Origin of the sequence: Pseudomonas sp. LTJR-52 (genome assembly GCF_003691465.1) — a bacterium.
Classification (GTDB): Bacteria; Pseudomonadota; Gammaproteobacteria; order Pseudomonadales; family Pseudomonadaceae; genus Chryseomonas; species Chryseomonas luteola.
The window spans coordinates 3,661,753-3,679,413 of the sequence record NZ_CP033105.1 but is presented as its reverse complement, the minus strand read 5'-3'; the positions used below and the strand labels follow the sequence as shown (position 1 = coordinate 3,679,413).

General features: G+C 58.4%; 16 protein-coding genes and 1 tRNA gene. 8 read left to right on the top strand and 9 right to left on the bottom strand.

The genetic code is table 11. From position 1 onward, the window contains the following. Positions 1-366: 366 nt before the first annotated feature. The 8 genes from fdnG to EAW52_RS17185 all read left to right on the top strand — a co-directional run bounded on the left by fdnG (position 367) and on the right by EAW52_RS17185 (position 10,026). Positions 367-3,441: a formate dehydrogenase-N subunit alpha gene (gene fdnG / locus EAW52_RS17220; RefSeq protein ID WP_148100025.1), complete on the top strand. Its 3,075-nt coding sequence runs from the start codon at positions 367-369 to the stop codon at positions 3,439-3,441. Then, positions 3,442-4,380 carry a formate dehydrogenase subunit beta gene (gene fdxH, locus EAW52_RS17215; RefSeq protein WP_019366878.1) on the top strand — a complete coding sequence of 313 codons (939 nt, stop codon included), beginning with the start codon at positions 3,442-3,444 and terminating at the stop codon, positions 4,378-4,380. It abuts the gene before it with no gap. A 47-nt stretch (positions 4,381-4,427) separates the two neighbouring features. Beyond that, on the top strand, positions 4,428-5,051 hold the full coding sequence (locus tag EAW52_RS17210; protein ID WP_122043348.1) for a formate dehydrogenase subunit gamma: 624 nt from the start codon (positions 4,428-4,430) through the stop codon (positions 5,049-5,051). A gap of 128 nt (positions 5,052-5,179) precedes the next feature. Further along, positions 5,180-6,106, top strand: a complete 927-nt coding sequence (gene fdhE, locus EAW52_RS17205) for a formate dehydrogenase accessory protein FdhE (protein WP_162997774.1) — start codon at positions 5,180-5,182, stop codon at positions 6,104-6,106. Between the two features lie 150 nt (positions 6,107-6,256). Then, entirely contained in the window at positions 6,257-7,669 is a 1,413-nt protein-coding gene (selA, locus tag EAW52_RS17200) for an L-seryl-tRNA(Sec) selenium transferase (protein ID WP_122043346.1), read from the top strand. After that, positions 7,666-9,588: a selenocysteine-specific translation elongation factor gene (gene selB, locus EAW52_RS17195; RefSeq protein WP_122043345.1), complete on the top strand. Its 1,923-nt coding sequence runs from the start codon at positions 7,666-7,668 to the stop codon at positions 9,586-9,588. The genes selA and selB overlap by 4 nt, the downstream gene beginning before the upstream one ends. Before the next feature lie 5 nt (positions 9,589-9,593). Beyond that, positions 9,594-9,689, top strand: a tRNA-Sec gene (locus tag EAW52_RS17190). Positions 9,690-9,822: 133 nt separating this feature from the next. Then, positions 9,823-10,026: a hypothetical protein gene (locus tag EAW52_RS17185; protein ID WP_074822724.1), complete on the top strand. Its 204-nt coding sequence runs from the start codon at positions 9,823-9,825 to the stop codon at positions 10,024-10,026. Between the two features lie 12 nt (positions 10,027-10,038). On the opposite strand, the gene EAW52_RS17180 is transcribed toward EAW52_RS17185, so the two are convergent. From EAW52_RS17180 to EAW52_RS17140, 9 genes are all read right to left on the bottom strand, one after another. Then, positions 10,039-10,521 (bottom strand): GNAT family N-acetyltransferase, encoded by a 483-nt coding sequence (locus EAW52_RS17180; protein ID WP_122043344.1) that lies wholly within the window; start codon positions 10,519-10,521, stop codon positions 10,039-10,041. Next, positions 10,521-11,081 carry a DUF4136 domain-containing protein gene (locus tag EAW52_RS17175; protein WP_122043343.1) on the bottom strand — a complete coding sequence of 187 codons (561 nt, stop codon included), beginning with the start codon at positions 11,079-11,081 and terminating at the stop codon, positions 10,521-10,523. The genes EAW52_RS17180 and EAW52_RS17175 overlap by 1 nt, the downstream gene beginning before the upstream one ends. Before the next feature lie 73 nt (positions 11,082-11,154). Beyond that, positions 11,155-11,787, bottom strand: coding sequence for a DUF4136 domain-containing protein (locus tag EAW52_RS17170; RefSeq protein ID WP_122043342.1), 633 nt, complete (start codon positions 11,785-11,787; stop codon positions 11,155-11,157). Positions 11,788-11,790: 3 nt separating this feature from the next. Beyond that, positions 11,791-12,552: a methyltransferase domain-containing protein gene (locus tag EAW52_RS17165; protein ID WP_122043341.1), complete on the bottom strand. Its 762-nt coding sequence runs from the start codon at positions 12,550-12,552 to the stop codon at positions 11,791-11,793. Then, positions 12,549-12,854 (bottom strand): nucleotide pyrophosphohydrolase, encoded by a 306-nt coding sequence (locus tag EAW52_RS17160; RefSeq protein WP_019366870.1) that lies wholly within the window; start codon positions 12,852-12,854, stop codon positions 12,549-12,551. Before EAW52_RS17160 ends, EAW52_RS17165 begins: the two co-directional genes overlap by 4 nt. A gap of 94 nt (positions 12,855-12,948) precedes the next feature. After that, entirely contained in the window at positions 12,949-14,400 is a 1,452-nt protein-coding gene (locus EAW52_RS17155; protein WP_122043340.1) for an anion permease, read from the bottom strand. A 214-nt stretch (positions 14,401-14,614) separates the two neighbouring features. Next, entirely contained in the window at positions 14,615-15,622 is a 1,008-nt protein-coding gene (locus EAW52_RS17150; protein WP_010797248.1) for a peptide ABC transporter ATP-binding protein, read from the bottom strand. After that, positions 15,609-16,652 carry an ABC transporter ATP-binding protein gene (locus EAW52_RS17145; RefSeq protein WP_019366867.1) on the bottom strand — a complete coding sequence of 348 codons (1,044 nt, stop codon included), beginning with the start codon at positions 16,650-16,652 and terminating at the stop codon, positions 15,609-15,611. Before EAW52_RS17145 ends, EAW52_RS17150 begins: the two co-directional genes overlap by 14 nt. Positions 16,653-16,734: 82 nt before the next feature. Next, positions 16,735-17,652 carry an ABC transporter permease subunit gene (locus EAW52_RS17140; protein ID WP_010797250.1) on the bottom strand — a complete coding sequence of 306 codons (918 nt, stop codon included), beginning with the start codon at positions 17,650-17,652 and terminating at the stop codon, positions 16,735-16,737. Between the last annotated feature and the right edge of the window lie 9 nt (positions 17,653-17,661).

Sequence of the window (17,661 nt, the reverse complement as noted above, 5' to 3'; positions counted from 1 at the left end):
ACCGCACTGACGGGTGCTTCCTGCGTCAGCGGTACAGGCGAGGAGGGGAAAGCGCTATGGCGGCGTAGGCAGCCAGCAAAGAGGGTTAAGCAGTGTCATTAGACCTGTCTTCAGCCTTCGAAATAAACGAGGGAGCGACCTTAACACAAAATGTAAAAAGGTGCAGACAGCATTAAAGACTTGCTGTATTAGGCCGATAACAAAATCAGAAGTTTCGGAGCGCGCCTCTGACAGAAGTGCTCTGCGAAAGTTCCCAAAAGAGCAAAATAATCGGATAACTGGCTAGTTGCCACCGCTTCGATTGGTTATATTTTGCTCAGGGGTGCGGCGAAGAATCGCACTTCACTTCTGATGAGGAGTCAAGACGTGGATATGAACCGTCGGCAATTCTTCAAGGTCGCGGGTATCGGCCTTGCAGGATCTAGCCTGGCGGCACTAGGCATGGCACCGACGCCAGCTTTTGCCGAACAGGTGCGCCATTTCAAACTGGCGCGCACCATCGAAACGCGTAACACCTGCCCTTATTGCTCTGTGGGTTGTGGCTTGGTTATGTACAGCCATGGCGATAAGGCCAAGAACGTTGCGCAAAACATCATTCACATCGAAGGCGATGCGGATCATCCGGTGAACCGCGGTACGCTGTGCCCGAAAGGTGCCGGTCTGTTGGACTTCATCCACAGCCCGAATCGACTGAAGTATCCCGAGGTCCGCGAAGCAGGCTCCAACGAGTGGAAGCGCATCTCCTGGGAAGAGGCGATGGATCGCATCGTCAAACTGGTCAAGGAAGAGCGTGACGCCAATTTTATCACCAAGAATGCTCAGGGCCAGACGGTTAACCGTTGGACGTCCGTTGGCTTCCTGGCTGCGTCCGCTGCTTCCAACGAAGCCGGTTATCTGACTCAGAAAGTCGTTCGTAACCTTGGTCTAGTCGGTTTCGATAACCAAGCTCGCGTTTGACACGGCCCGACGGTGGCAAGTCTTGCCCCGACATATGGCCGTGGCGCCATGACGAATACCTGGACGGATATTCGTAATGCCAACCTGATTCTGGTGATGGGCGGAAACGCCGCTGAAGCGCATCCGTGCGGCTTCAAGTGGGTGACTGAAGCGAAGGCCCATAACAAGGCACGCCTGATCGTGGTCGATCCGCGTTATACCCGTACGGCTTCCGTATCGGATTATTACGCGCCGATTCGTACCGGCTCGGACATTGCGTTCCTGGGCGGCCTGATCAATTACCTGATCACAAACGATAAGATTCAGCACGAATACGTTCGTAACTACACTGACGTCTCCTTCATCGTGAACGAAGGTTTCACGTTCGAGGACGGTCTGTTCAGCGGTTACAACGCCGAGAAGCGCACCTATAGCGACAAGTCCACCTGGAGCTATGAGAAGGGCGCGGATGGTTTTGCCAAGGTCGATCCGACCCTGGAACACCCGCGTTGCGTCTTCCAGCTGATGAAGAAGCACTACAGCCGTTACACACCGGAAGTTGCCAGCAATATCTGCGGTATGCCGCAGGATCGCATGATGAAGATCTGGGCGGAAATCGCCGAGACCTCGCAGCCTGGCAAGACCATGACCATTCTGTACGCCCTGGGTTGGACGCAGCACTCTGTGGGCGCCCAGATCATCCGTACAGCGGCAATGGTTCAGCTACTGCTGGGTAACGTGGGTCTGCCGGGTGGCGGTGTGAACGCACTGCGCGGTCACTCCAACATCCAGGGTCTGACCGACCTGGGCCTGCTGTCGAACCTTCTGCCGGGCTACATGACGCTGGGCAATGATGGTGAGCAGGACTTTAACGCTTACATCACCAAGCGTGCGCTCAAACCGCTTCGTCCTGGGCAAATGTCCTATTGGCAGAATTACGGCAAATTCCATGTCAGCCTGATGAAGGCCTGGTATGGCGATGCAGCGACAGCTGAAAACAACTGGTGCTACGACTATCTGCCCAAGCTGGACGTACCGGGTGCCGGTTATGACGTGATGAAGATGTTCGACATGATGTCTCGTGGCGAAGTCCGTGGCTATTTCTGCCAAGGCTTCAACCCGATCGCATCGTTGCCGGACAAGAATCGCGTAGTAGCTGCGCTTGCCAAGTTGAAGTGGCTGGTCATCATGGACCCGCTGGCAACCGAAACCTCCGAGTTCTGGCGTAATGCCGGCGAGTACAACAACGTTGATACCGCCAGCATCAAGACCGCGGTGTTCCGTTTGCCCACGACCTGCTTCGCTGAAGAAGATGGCTCTCTGGTCAACAGTAGCCGTTGGCTGCAGTGGCACTGGAAGGGCGCTGAAGCACCCGGTGAGGCGCGTACTGACGTGACCATCATGTCGGAAATGTTCCTGAAGCTGCGCGAGATGTATCGCACAGAGGGCGGTGCCTATCCGGATCCGATCCTGAACCTGTACTGGCCGTACAAGATTCCGCACGAGCCGTCTCCCGAGGAGTTGGCCAAGGAATTCAACGGTTATGCCGTCAAAGACGTTACCGATGCCACTGGCGCGGTAGTGGCCAAGGCTGGCCAACAGCTGTCGGGCTTCGCTCAGCTCAAGGACGACGGTACGACTGCATCGGGCTGCTGGATCTTCTGTGGCAGCTGGACCGAGCAAGGCAACCAGATGGCGCGCCGTGACAATAGCGATCCCTATGGTGTCGGTCAGAGTCTGGGCTGGGCATGGGCGTGGCCGATGAACCGCCGGATTCTGTACAACCGTGCCTCGGCTGACCCAAGCGGTAAGCCATGGGGACCGGACAAGAAACTGGTCTGGTGGAACGGCAAGAACTGGGGCGGCGCTGACGTTCCGGACTTCAAGCCGGACAGCGCACCGGAAGCCGGTATGAATCCGTTCATCATGAACCCGGAAGGTGTGGCGCGTTTCTTCGCCGTCGACAAGATGGCCGAAGGTCCGTTCCCTGAGCACTACGAGCCCTTCGAGACGCCGATCGGGGTTAACCCGATGCATCCGAAGAACGACAAGGTGATCAGCAACCCCGCCGCTCGTGTTCTGCCCTCCGTATGGGAGTCGTTCGGCAAGGCCGACAAGTTCCCGTATGCGGCGACCACGTACCGTCTGACCGAGCACTTCCACTTCTGGACCAAGCATTGCCGTTTGAATGCGATCGTCCAGCCCGAGCAGTTCGTCGAAATCGGCGAAGCGCTGGCGAAGGAGAAGGGCATTGCGGCGGGCGACAAGGTTCGGGTGAGCTCCAAACGCGGTTACATCGTGGCCGTCGCGGTGGTAACCAAGCGGATCAAGCCATTGGAAGTGAACGGCCAGACCGTGCACCAGATTGGTATTCCGTTGCACTGGGGCTTCTCGGGTCTGACGCGTCACGGTTACCTGACCAACACACTGGTTCCATTCGTCGGCGATGGCAACTCGCAAACGCCCGAATCGAAATCGTTCCTCGTCAACGTGGAGAAGGCATAAATGGCACTTCAAGAAATCGTTGCCCAATCCGCGACGACGACCACGCCTTCCTCCATCCGTCAGGTGGAGGAGGTCGCCAAGCTGATCGACGTCTCCAAGTGCATTGGCTGCAAGGCCTGCCAGGTGGCGTGTTCAGAGTGGAACGAGCTGCGTGATGAGGTGGGGCACAACCATGGTACGTACGACAACCCGGCCGACCTGACCTCCGATACCTGGACGCTCATGCGCTTTACCGAGCATGAGAACCAGGCCGGCGATCTGGAATGGCTGATCCGCAAGGATGGCTGCATGCATTGCGCCGAGCCGGGCTGCCTCACGGCATGTCCGAGCCCGGGTGCGATCATCAAGCACGCCAACGGTATCGTTGACTTCAATCAGGACCATTGCATTGGCTGTGGCTATTGCATTACGGGTTGTCCGTTCAACATTCCGCGGATCTCGCAGAAGGATCACAAGGCGTACAAGTGCACCCTGTGTTCCGACCGTGTGTCCGTAGGGCTTGAGCCTGCGTGCGTGAAGACCTGTCCGACGGGTGCCATTACGTTCGGCACCAAGGAAGACATGAAGCACCATGCCGAAGAGCGCATTGTCGATCTGAAGAGCCGTGGTTACGAGAACGCCGGTCTGTACGACCCGGCGGGTGTAGGCGGTACGCACGTCATGTACGTGTTGCACCACGCCGATCAGCCTGCGTTGTACAACAACCTGCCGAACGATCCGGCCATCAGCCCGATGGTAAGCCTGTGGAAAGGCATCACCAAGCCGTTGTCGCTGCTTGCCATGGGCGCTGCGGTGCTGGCGGGCTTCTTCCACTACGTACGTATCGGACCGAACCGTGCGGACGAAGAGGATGAGGCTCATCACGATGCTGCCGCCGAGCAGGTGGAGAAAAAGTCCCAGGACACGTCGGTGAAGACGTTCGATCCGACCAAACGCTGAGATAACGTCTCCCTCGCAGGCGGGGGAGACGCTCCAGGAGCCTTCAAATGAAAAAAGAGATCGTTCGTTACGGTGCCAGTGAGCGCACCAATCACTGGGCGGTGGCTATACTGTTCTTCATGGCAGGCCTGTCGGGGCTGGCGCTGTTCCATCCAGCGCTGTTCTGGCTGACCAACCTGTTCGGCGGCGGACCGTGGACACGGATTCTTCACCCCTTCATGGGTGTGGCGATGTTCCTGTTCTTCATGGGACTCGTGATCCGCTTCTGGCATCACAATATCCTGGAAAAGCGGGATATGCAGTGGGTCAAGCAGATCGGTGACGTGCTGAACAACCGGGAAGACAAGTTGCCCGAAATCGGCAAGTACAATCCGGGGCAGAAAGTGTTGTTCTGGGTGCTGCTGGCTTCCATGTTGGTACTGATGCTCAGCGGGATCGTGATCTGGCGTGAGTACTTCAGCCATTTCTTCCCGATTGGTGGCATCCGTCTGGCGGCACTGGTCCATGCGGCTGCAGCGTTCCTGTTGATTCTGTCGATCATCGTGCATATCTATGCCGGTATCTGGATCAAGGGTTCGATTGGTGCCATGCTGCACGGTAAGGTCAGCCTCCTGTGGGCCAAGAAGCATCACTCGCTCTGGTACAAGGACATCACGCGAGACAAGAAGTAAAAGCCCCTTCATGGCCTGTTTCGGCAGGCCATGAACAGGCGTCAAACGTGTAGCCATGCCTGGCATGGTTGTCGCCGCCACGGACCAGGAGGTCTGTGGCGGCTCCCATTACCGAAGAGGTTTCCTGCGTGTCAGGTCAGATTCTCGAACCGGGGCAGATCGAAGCCTCAGCCGTAACGCCTCCCTTCATCAACCTGCCGCCGAAAAATGCGTTCAGCTACCGTGCCGAGCGTTTGGAAAAGTTGGCGGACGGTAACCCGCTCCGTGATTATCTGCTGCTTATCAGTGGTATCTGCCGTGCTCAGCAGCAGGTTTTCGACAACCTGGAAAACCTTCCGCTGGAGGCTAAGCGGATTGAGCAGAGCCAGCATCACGGCCTGCCCCCGCTGAGCTGCGATACGCTGGTTCGCGAGGAGGCATGGCTGGGTGTACTGGACGCCGTACTGAAGGTGTATCAGGTACCTGAAGGCAATACTGCCGTGCAGGAAGCGCTTGAGCAGATTCGTACAGCGGACGCCGGACAGCGCAAGGTGTGGGCAATTGCCTTGGTCAGCGGGCAGTACGACCAGGTTCCAGCAGCACTGGTGCCTTTCCTGGGCGCAGCGCTACAGGTTGCCTGGACAAATTGGCTGTTTCAGATCGAGACGGACAAGTTTCGTGAATCCAAAAGCCAGACCCATTGCCCAGCCTGTGGCTCGCTTCCGGTAGCCGGTGTGATTCGCCACCGCGGCAAGCTCAATGGTCTTCGCTACCTGAGCTGCTCGCTGTGCTCCTGTGAGTGGCACTACGTACGGGTAAAGTGCACCCAGTGCGAAAACAGCAAGGAGTTGGGTTACTTTTCGCTGGAAAACGATGCGGTTCTGGCCGAAAAGGCACCGCTGCGAGCGGAAGCTTGTCCCAGCTGCGAAACCTACCTCAAGCTGCTGTATCTGGAGCATGATACCGAGGCGGAGGCCGTGTCAGCCGATTTGGCCAGCTTGGCGCTAGACATGCGGCTCGATGAGGAAGGTTATCACCGTCAGGCCCCTAATCTGCTGCTGGCTCCCGGCGGCTGATTCCTGATAAACAGAGTCCGCTTCGCTCATAGCGGCGGGCTCTGCCAGCCTTTCTTTTACAGGGCTGAAGTGTTGGTCTTACTACGTGCGCATGCGCGATGCTGCATCCGGTTGTAAACTCCAGGCTCATGTTCTTGTTATGAGGCCTGCATGACAGCCGTCCGTTTGCCTTCTGTTGATCGTCTGTTACGTCATCCCGCTGCGACATCGCTCCTGGACCGCTATGGTCGTGAAGCATTGCTCAAGACCTTTCGCGAGCTGCTCGATGAGCTGCGTGAGCCTTTTCGACAGGGACAGATCAGCGAGGCGGATGTCGATGAGGCCGTTCTGACAGGCCGGGCCGGGGAGCGATTGGCTGTCCGAAACCAGCGTCAGGTCCGACGCGTATTCAACCTGACTGGAACTGTTCTCCATACCAATCTAGGGCGTGCGCTGCTGCCTGAAGAGGCCATCGATGCGATGACCCTAGCTGCTCGCTACCCGCTCAATCTTGAGTTTGACCTCAATACCGGCAAGCGCGGTGACCGCGACGACCTGATTGCGGGATTGATCCGTGAGCTGACCGGCGCCGAAGCGGTGACGGTGGTCAACAACAATGCCGCCGCCGTATTGCTTGCCCTTAACAGTCTTGGCGCTCGCAAGGAAGGCATCATTTCGCGTGGCGAGCTGATCGAGATCGGTGGCGCTTTTCGTATTCCGGATATCATGGCGCGCGCCAATGTAAGGCTGGTCGAGGTCGGTACGACCAACCGTACCCACGCTAAGGATTACGAGAGCGCCATTACCGAGCGTACCGGGCTGCTCATGCGTGTTCACACGAGTAACTACACTGTGCAGGGGTTTACCAGCAGTGTGGCAACTCCCGAACTGTCCTCTATTGCTCGCGCCCATGAAGTCCCCTTGCTGGAGGATTTGGGGAGCGGCTCTCTGGTAGACCTCACCCGTTGGGGATTGCCCAAGGAGCCAACCGTCCAGGAAGCGCTACGCGACGGCGCTGATATCGTGACCTTTAGCGGCGATAAGCTGCTCGGTGGTCCGCAGTGTGGAATTATCGTCGGGCATAAGGACCTGATCGCCCGCATCAAGAAAAACCCCCTCAAACGTGCTTTGCGAGTCGACAAGATCACCTTGGCTGCACTTGAGGCGGTGTTGGCGCTTTATCGAGACCCGGATCGTTTGGGTGAAAAGCTGACCAGCCTCAGATTACTCTCCCGTGGCCAGGGGGACATTAATAGTCAGGTTCAGCGGGTAATGCGTCCTTTATCTCAGGCACTGGGCGAGCGTTGGCAGGTAACGAGTGAGCTCACGCTCGGCATGATTGGCAGTGGTACCCAGCCGGTGGCTCGTCTGCCCAGCGCAGCGTTGTGCATGCGGCCGAATAGCTCCAAGCGCCTGCGAGGCCGTGCGCTGCGTCTGCTTGAAGAGGCCTTGCGACAGCTGCCTATCCCCGTGATCGGACGTATCGATGACGATGCGCTTTGGCTTGATCTGCGTCAGCTCGATGACGAGGCTGGCTTTATGGCGCAGCTGGGAGCGCTATCGGTTGGGGAGTGGGACGCATGATCGTTGGAACAGCGGGCCATATCGACCACGGCAAGACGTCCCTCATCCGAGCCCTGACGGGGGTGGAGGGCGATCGTCGCCGTGAGGAAAAGGAGCGAGGCATCACCATTGACCTGGGGTACGTTTACTCGGATCTGGGAAATGGAGAGCTGACCGGGTTTATCGATGTTCCCGGCCACGAGCGGTTTGTTCATAACATGCTGGCCGGGGCCAGCGGAATTGATCTGGTGTTACTGGTCGTGGCTGCCGATGACGGTGTGATGCCACAAACACGCGAACATCTGGCCATTGTTGAATTGCTGGGCATACGCCGCGCCTTGGTCGCCATGACCAAGACGGATCGGGTCGAGGCTGCGCGTGTCGACGCGGTACGGGAAGAAATTGATGCACTGTTGGCAGACGGCCCGCTTGCCGGGGCTCCGGTATTTCCGGTCTCCAGCCAGACGGGAGTGGGTATCGAGGCACTGCGTGCAGCGCTTCTGGATCAGGCTGAACAGGCACTGGCCCGCAGCGACCAAGGGTATTTCAGGCTTGCAGTCGACCGTGTCTTCAGCGTCTCGGGTGCCGGGGTGGTGGTCACGGGAACGGCTTTCGACGGTCGTGTTGCCGTCGGAGATGAGTTGTTATTGGGCGCGCTGGGGCGTCGCGTGCGTGTGCGCGGCCTGCATGCGCAAAATCGAGAGGCCCAGATTGCCCACGCAGGGCAGCGTGTGGCAGTAAACCTGGCGGGTGAACGGCTCAATGTCGAACAGATCCGGCGAGGCGATTGGCTGCTCGATGAAGCCCTCCACGCGCCGTCTACCCGTGTCGATATTGATTTGCACCTGCTTGGCAGCGAAGGTAAGGCGCTGGCCCACTGGACCCCTGTCCATGTGCATCTGGGCGCCCAGAATCTGACCGGTCGGGTGGCGCTGTTGGAGGATGAGGGTGTATTGACGCCTGGTGGGCGCACACTGGCGCAGCTGGTGCTCAACTCGCCGCTACAGGCTGCTCATGGTGACCATCTGGTGCTGCGGGATCAATCCGCGCAGCGAACCATTGGCGGTGGACGTGTGCTGGATCCTTTCGGGCCTGCCCGCAATCGGCGTACTCCCACACGTCTGGCACAGCTTGAGACATTGCGTCAGGGCTCCTTTGAGGACGCACTGCCGGAGTTGCTCAAACAGGCGGACAATGGCGTAGCGCCTGCCGTACTGGAGCGCCAATTCAATCGACCGAGGGCGCGCTGGCAACTGCCTGAACATGTCATGGAAGTTGCTACCCGACAGGGTATCCGTCTGTTCGATGCGACCCGCTGGCAGCACTTGCAGTCTACGCTGTTGGAGCGGCTCGGAGCCTTTCATGTCGAACAGCCCGATGAGCTAGGGCCTGATCGTGATCGATTACGTCGTTTTGCCTTGCCGCAACTGGAGCGGCCTGTGTTCATTGCGTTGTTGGAAAGCCTGATGGCGTCCAGCCAGATCGAGGCGAGCGGGCCGTGGCTGCACCTGCCGGGCCATCGTGTTCGTCTGACCGAGGCCGAAGAGGCGCTGAAAGAAAAGCTCTGGCCTCTTCTCGAAGCAGGCCGCTTTGATCCCCCCTGGGTACGTGATCTGGCCCGGGAAATTGGTGAGGACGAAGCAGGGGTTCGTCATCTGCTACGCAAGCTGGCACGCCTGGGGCAGCTGCAGCAGATCGTCAAGGATCTCTTCTATCCTGAAAATACGATAAACCATTTGGTACAATTGACGTTGCGTCTTGAGCGCGAAGAGGGGATCATTCGTGCAGCCGCGTTTAGGGATGGTCTGGGGATCGGACGTAAGCGCACAATCCAGATACTCGAATTCTTCGATCGGATCGGTTTGACTCGCCGTATGGGTGATGAACGCAAGATCCGCCCAGACAGCGCACTGGCTGCTCAGGTCGAACAGGCGAGTTGATTGATGGAAGGCAATCGTGCCCGGTGGCGCGGCCGGGCTTCAAACCCGGTTGGGGACGGCAGCCGTTCCCGGGTGAGTTCGACTCTCACTGCCTTCCGCCATTTCTTTTAGACCGAATATCCTGGCCTGACTTTGCTTTTCTGAATCTTATCTATACTGGATAGGACAAGGCAGCGCGTGACGCCTCCTGTTCTGCTGGCGCCAGGCTGTCAGCCTATGCAGTGGAGGTGACGTATGAAGACGAGAGCCGGCGCGGCCTTTCTTTTTCTGACCTTGTTAGCGGTGTTGCTGGGTGGGTTTGGCCTTGACCCAGCTTCGACTCCATCGATTGAAGCCTCTACAGCCGCTTCGACAGACTGTATGTATGGATATGAGCCCTACGGTTGCGCAGCGCCTATGCAGGTAGGCGGCGACTTTGCCATGCTGGCCCGCATGTAGCGGGTAACGCATTCAGAGACGTTTTCGCAGGTGTATCAGGGCTGTTCGATGTCCGGAGGAATCGCGTCGCTCATCAATGGATACCGGCAAATAGCCCAAATGTGTATAGAGCAACAGGCCCGGCGTATTGCTGCTGAAACAGGCAGCATGCAGAAAACGCACGCCATGCTGCTGGCAGGCTTGCTGCTCCATCACTCCGATCAGGTGTTGCGCTACGCCCATGCGTCGTGCCCAGGGTGCCACCATTAAATTGCCCAAGTCGCACCGTTCGCCTGGTTGGCAGCGAAAGAAGTTTGCAAATGCAGCCAGACGATTGTTCAGCAATACAACCGTGCTGCCCTGGCGGTTGGCGTATACCTCTGCCAGTTGGTCTCTTGTTAGTGGCCACTGAGCTGTGGGATAGCTGTAAAACAGCTCTTCACGACTTTGCGGAAAGTGACACACGGCCTGCAAATCATCAAGGGTGGCCGCGCGATGTGTCAGTTTGGTATTCATCAGTGAGGTGGGTACTGCGACAGGATCTTGCCAACGGCTGTCTGGATGGTTGCAGTACGCTGCGCAGGGGTATCAGCTGTCTGGTCAGATGACACCTCGGTGCTGCCACGCCATACCAGTTTTCCGTCCCGGCCATCGAGCAGGTCGATCTGCAGCGTAGTTACCTGATAGGTAAAGGTCTGGGTCTGGGTATAACCGCCACCCCAAGGGCCCCAGTATCCCCAGGGACCACCCCAGTAAGGATCGGTGCGCATGGTTTGCCCTTGGCGCTCATCCGTGAACAGATAGGCCCGAACCCTCAGGTCTGCCTGTCCGTTCGCTGCGGCAGGGCGTAAGCCGCGCTGATCAAGCTGGCCGCTTACGGCATCCTTGATGCGCTGCTCGGTCAAGTCACTTTTCAGCCGCGGATCTTCAGGCTTGTACGAGACGGCAGGCTGGGCCCAGGTCCAGTTTCGGTAGGCCGCATAGTCACGGGAGGGATCATAGTCCCGGTTGACGGTATTGGTCTCGCACGCGGCAAGGGCAAGCGTAAACGCGATAGCAAGCAAACGACGGATCATGATCATTCTCCGACCAGGGACGCTTAAAAGAAACAATAACTACTCATGGGACCAAGCCGTATGCGCTTTATCTTTAATGCGGTGGATACTGCTCCAGCGCGCGACGAGCGGCTTCGCGGATCGCCTGGGCCCGGGCGCTCTGATCATTGCCGCCCCGTTCCTCGGCACTGCCACTCCATATTCTCTTGCGGCTCTGCGAATCGATCAGCTCAATGCTCAGCACCTGAACCTGATAATACCGAGGGCGAGTCTGGCTGTAGCCTGTTCCGCCGTACGTGCCCCAACGATCGTAGCCATACGGATAGCCGCCGCCATAGCCGACACCACCTCCGTAGTAATCGGTATCGTATACGACACGTTGCTCCTGTCTGACCGTTGCGCTCACGTAGAGATCAGGACGCGTACCGGTTGGCGCAGGTCGGAGCCCGCGCTGATCGAGCTGGGCGCTGATGGCCTCCTGAAGAGTGCTGGTATCCATTGATTGAGAGGAATCACCGGTGGCACGAATGCCCTCGGGTGACCAGGCCCAGCTCCGGTAGCGGCCATAGTCGACCGGGGCTGCTGGATAGCTGCCCCGGTCGATGCGTGCCGGAACAGCAGGTGCTGGCGCAGCAAGCTCAGGCAGAGCGCTGGCTATATAGGGATTCTGGCTCTGACAGGCGGTCAGCCCCAGGCTGATAACCACGCAGGCAAACAGGCGACGCATAGATCACTCCTCTAACGCGCCGGGTTGGCAGATCCAGTGCAGATAACGACCAAGCCCGGCAAATGTAGGGTGCCGTCGATGGGCCAATTCCATTTCGATCAGATCGGCTTCGTTGACCTTACCCTGAAATTCGACTGGCATGTAGTCATGAAAAACACGAACGCCACTTCGGATCACGATCTGCCAGCGACTGCTCATGGCGCGTTCCAGCTCCCGCGGATCAAGTGGCTGTTGAGGTGTCAGGCCCTTGCCTTCGCCCGCATATTCCTGGCGCTTGAGCTTTTTGAAATGGCCTTTGAGCAGGTTCCGGTAGATCAGCGCGTCCCGGTTGTAGAATGCCAGTGAAAGTAGACCATCCGGAGCCGTGAGGCGCGAGAGGACTGGCAGAATCGTATGTGGCTCGGCCAGCCATTCCAGTACGGCGTGGCAGATGACCAAGTCAAAGCGAGTCGTGAGCTGCTCGCTCAGTTCCTGCCAGGGCGCCTCGATAAACGTTGCCTCAAGGCCAGCCTCGGCGAAGCGTTGGCGAGCACCCTCCAGCATCGGGGCTGAAGGTTCTGCCAGTGTGACGGAGTGACCCTGCTCAGCCAGCCAGAGCGCCATATGGCCCAGTCCTGCTCCAATATCCAGAACCCGCAGCGAGCGTTCAGGCAGGGCTTCCTTCAGGTCGGCCTGGAGTACGGCCAGCCGGATAGCACCTTTGGCATTGCCATAAATCTTTTCGGCAAAACGGATGGCGCGGTCATCGAAAAATGTATCGGTCATGGCAGGAAGCGCCGCTCATTATCGGCCAGCTTGGCGCGAGTGATTGTCTCCATGTCGAGTCCGAGTTCTGCGCAGAGTTGCAGCAGATAGAGCACGACGTCTGCAATCTCCTGGCCAGCATGCTCAAGGTGATCAGCCGTTAAATGGCGGGATTCCTCTTCGGTCTTCCACTGGAAGATTTCAGCCAACTCGGCCATCTCAACGCCGGCAGCCATAACTAGGTTTTTCGGGCTGTGATAGCGGCGCCATTGATTAGCATCGCGAATGGCGTGCAGGCGGGCAGTAAGTTCGGAAAGGTCCATGCGGGGCTCCTGATGGCCGCATGGCTAGTGGATAGCTATGCGGCGCTTGTTAAGCGCCGCATTTTTCCATGGACTGACGCGAAAGCGTAGCGGCTTAGCGCGTCATCAGCAGCCAGGGCGTGCCGATCCCCAGCCATGCAGCCAGGAACAGGAAGCCAAAGATAGCACCCAGGCGCCACCACATCGGTCCAGGCAGATAACCGCTGCCGTAGTAAACCGGGCTAGGGCCGGTACCGTAGGGCGTAATGATGCCCATGATGCCGATGGTGGGCAAAAGCAGCAATACGAAGGTATGCATATCGATGCCAGGAATACTGGCGGCAGCGGCCACCATAACCGGTAGCAGAGCCGTGGTGTGCGCGGTAGCACTGGCGAAGAAGTAGTGCAGCAGGTAGAAGGCAATTGTGAGCAGGACCATCGCCACGGTGGGATCGAAGTGGCCTAGGTAGTTGGCCATCAGCATACCGAACCATTTCACAAAGCCGACCATGTTCAAGCCGTCTGCCAGGGCAACTAGCGTGGCGAACCAAGCAAAGGTGTTCCAGGCGGCTTTATTACTAAGGATATCGTTCCAGGTCACGATGCCGATAATCAGCATGAGACTGATCACGAGCATACCAACCAGCGCGGGTGAAATAACGGCAGTACCAAAGATCCACATGGCCAGCGCCAGGACGACCAGAATCAGCAGAATGACTTCGTTGCGCGTCAGGCTGCCCATCTTGGCCAGCTCCTCGGCAGCCCATTTGGGCACTACGTCACCGGACTTCAGCTCGGGCGGGCACAGCCAGTAGCTCAACAGTGGCAACAGGGCGAGCAGCAGGATGCCGACCGGCGCGGTGGCCATGAACCATTCACCCCAGGTAATGCGAATGCCGGTGGAGCTTTCCACCAGGGCAACGGCGAGCAGGTTGGGGGCGATACCTGTCAGAAACAGTGTGCTGGTCACACAGGCCGAGGCAATCGCCACCCACATGAGGTAGGTGCCGATGCGACGCATGCTGGGATCGTTGGGGTGCGAGTCATACAGCGGTGGCAGGTTACGCAGAATAGGGTAGAGCGTACCGGCGCTGCGTGCGGTATTAGAGGGCGTAAAGGGGGCCAGAACGGTATCCGCCAGCATGATGGCGTAGCCCAGCGTCAGGGTACGCTTGCCCATGGTTTTAACCAGCCATAAGGCAATACGGCGGCCCAGGCCGGTCTTCTCGTAACCCAGGGCAAACATGAACGCGCCAAAGATCAGCCAGACTGTAGAGTTGGTGAAGCCGGAAACGGCCCAGGTAAAGGCCTTGTCGGCCACCTTGAAGCCCGGCTGTGCCAGTTGCTCGGGCGAGAAGAGAGCCCAGGGCGCCAGGACCGCAGCAACCACCACACCAATCAGGCCTATAACAGCGCCCGGTAAGGGTTCAAAGATCAGACCGATCACACAGCCCAGAAATATTGCGAAGAAATGCCATGCGTGCGGTGCCAGCCCCTCGGGAACCGGCAAGGCTGCAATGACGATCGCCACGATCAATGGCGCCATCAACTTGGCCAGCGATTTCATTTTAACTCCCATGCTTTAAAGAGTTTGCGATCTTAGCGCCTGAATGAGACGGCTCAATCGTTTAATTAAACTAAGCGCTAATTGACTTGATTGTTTTTATTGATTAGCAGTTCAGTGAAATTGAGGCAAACGCAGGCCAACCGACAAAAATGCCAGTGGCCATTAGCGTAGGAGAGAGTAGACGCCAGACTGAAAAGTCTGGCGCTGTCCTGGATCAAAGAAAGTTTTCGGCGTAATGGCAGGCAACCTGACGGTTGTCTACATCACGAAGGGCAGGAACTTCTGTCTTGCAGCGCTCAGTTGCGTAGGGGCAACGGCGGTGGAACACGCAGCCAGGTGGCGGATCCAGTGGATTCGGCAGCTCGCCCTGGATCTTGATGCGTGGCTTGCTGGCGTCTGGTTGCAGGCTTGGCGTGGCTGAAAGCAGCATCTGAGTATAGGGATGCAAGGGTTTTTCAAAGAGTGCATCGCGAGGCCCCTTTTCTGCCGTACAGCCCAGATACATCACCATCACGTCATCGGCGATATGGCGCACCACCGACAGGTTGTGTGAGATGAAGACGTATGCAGTATGAAACTCCTGCTGCAGATCCATGAAAAGGTTAAGCACTTGCGCCTGGATGGAAACGTCCAGTGCCGACGTTGGCTCGTCCGCTACCAGCACCTTGGGGTTGAGCATCATCGCGCGGGCCACGGCAATCCGCTGGCGCTGGCCGCCAGAGAACATGTGAGGATAGCGCTGATAATGCTCGGGACGCAGGCCTACCTGCTGCATCATGGCCTGTACCTTGTCCCGACGCTCGCTACGGGACAGGTTTGTATTGATAACCAGCGGCTCCGCCAGTTGATCCCCGATCTTCTGCCGTGGATTGAGCGAAGCGTAAGGGTTCTGGAACACCATCTGCACATCGCGGCGCAACTGCTTGCGGACTTCTGCACTGGCACCACTGACCTCATGACCGCCAATGTTGAGCGAGCCGGAGGACGGCTCCTCGATCAGCGTCAAGGCACGGGCCAGAGTAGATTTGCCACAGCCCGACTCACCAACGACCGCCAGTGTCTTGCCGGGTACGAGGTCAAACGAGACACCGTTCAGGGCGCGTACGGTAGCTTGGCCTTTGAACAGACCTCGGGAAACATGGTAATGACGTGTCAACGCTCGGGCGGTGAGTACGCTATCCGCTGGTTTGGCAGCGTTGGTATTCAAATCAGGCGCGGCCATGGGCTTCTCCAGGTAGATGACTAGGACGCTGGGACTCCGGCAAGACTTCCGGCCACTGCGCAGGGTTCAGGTTGCGCGGGAAGAAGCAGCGGACCGAGCCGCTGACACCATCGTGAGTATAGGGCTCGAGGGCAGGGCGCTCTAGACAGCGTGGCTGTGCGTAAGGGCAGCGCGGCGACAGCAGACAGCCCTTGGGTCGATCGTAACGGCCGGGAACAATACCCGGCAGCGTGGAGAGCCGTTCGCCAAGGCTATGCTCGGGGATGGCGGCCAGCAGCGCTTCCGTGTAGGGATGTTTGGGTGCCTGAAAGATATCCGGCACAACGCCGGTTTCCACGGCCTGGCCGGCATACATCACGCAGACTCGCTGGGCTGTTTCAGCTACTACGGCAAGGTCATGGGTGATCAGGATCAGGGCCATGCCCTCATCACGCTGAAGGTTGAGTAGCAGGTCCATGATCTGCGCCTGAATGGTAACGTCCAGCGCTGTGGTCGGTTCGTCGGCAATCAGCAGCTTGGGTTCTGCTGCAATCGCCATGGCAATTGCCACACGCTGGCTCATGCCGCCGGACAGCTGATGCGGGTAGGCGGAAAGGCGGCTCGCTGCGGCTGGAATCTCCACCCGCTCAAGCAGTTGAAGCGCCCGCTGGCGGGCCTCTCGGCCTCGCAGACCCAGGTGCTGGCGAATGACCTCTTCGATCTGATAACCCACCGTGTAGCTGGGGTTCAGGGCGGTCATCGGGTCCTGGAAGACCATCGATAAGTCCTTGCCGATCAGCTGGCGTCGGGCACGACCTTTGAGCTTGAGCAGATCCTGGCCTGCAAAGCTCAGCCGATTGGCCGTGACCTTACCGGGCGCATCGATCAGGCCCATCACAGACATCATGGTCACGGACTTGCCGGAGCCGGACTCACCTACAATGGCCAGCACTTCGCCCTGGTCGATGGTCAGGTCGAGACCTTCGACGACCGGGATGGCATCTTCACCGCCAAAGCGGACATTCAGATTCTGGATTTCCAGGAGGCTCATGGCTGCTCCTTGATCAATAAACAGGTATCGAGCGGCAACGGGTTGCCGCATCGAGACAACGAAAGAACGATTGGCAAGCGGGTCATGACTGCACCTTCAGGCGAGGGTCGAGGGCGTCACGCAGGCCATCACCCATCAGGTTGATAGCCAGTACGCTCAAAAGAATGGTCAGACCGGGCAGGGTAACCACCCACCAGGCGCGCTCGATATAGTCACGGGCCGATGCCAGCATGGTGCCCCACTCAGGGGTGGGCGGCTGTACGCCGAGGCCAAGGAAGCCCAGGGCCGCCGCATCCAGAATGGCCGAGGAAAAGCTCAAGGTAGCCTGAACGATCAGAGGTGCCATGCAGTTAGGCAGTACAGTGACGAACATCAGGCGCAGGCGTCCGGCACCTGCCAGTCGAGCAGCCGTTACATAGTCGCGATTCACTTCACCCATGACGGCGGCGCGGGTCAGACGTACGTAAGAGGGCAGCGAGACAATAGCAATGGCAATAACGGTATTGGACAGGCCAGGGCCAAGAATCGCCACGATGGCTACGGCCAGCAGCAGCGATGGTAGGGCCAGCATAATGTCCATCAGGCGCATGATGAAAGGGCCGGCTCGCGTGGGCGAAAAGCCTGCAATCAGCCCGAGCAGGATGCCGGGGATGAGTGAACAGATCACCGAGGCCAAACCAATCATCAGCGACAACCGCGCGCCGTGAATCAGGCGGGACAACAGGTCGCGTCCCAGTTCATCGGTGCCCAGCAGGAACTGCGTCGTGCCGCCTTCCAGCCAGGAGGGAGGCGTCAGCAGGAATTCACGGAACTGCTCGCTGGGATCGTGGGGTGCAACCCAAGGGGCGAACAGGGCGCAGATCACGATGATAGTCATGAACAGCAGGCCGCCCAAGGCGCCCTTGTTGTGGGAAAACGCTTTCCAGAACTCCTTGTACGGAGACGGATACAGGACAACCTGATCTTCGACCTGAGCGCCTTGTGGCAAAGTACGTTCCATAGGGCCTCC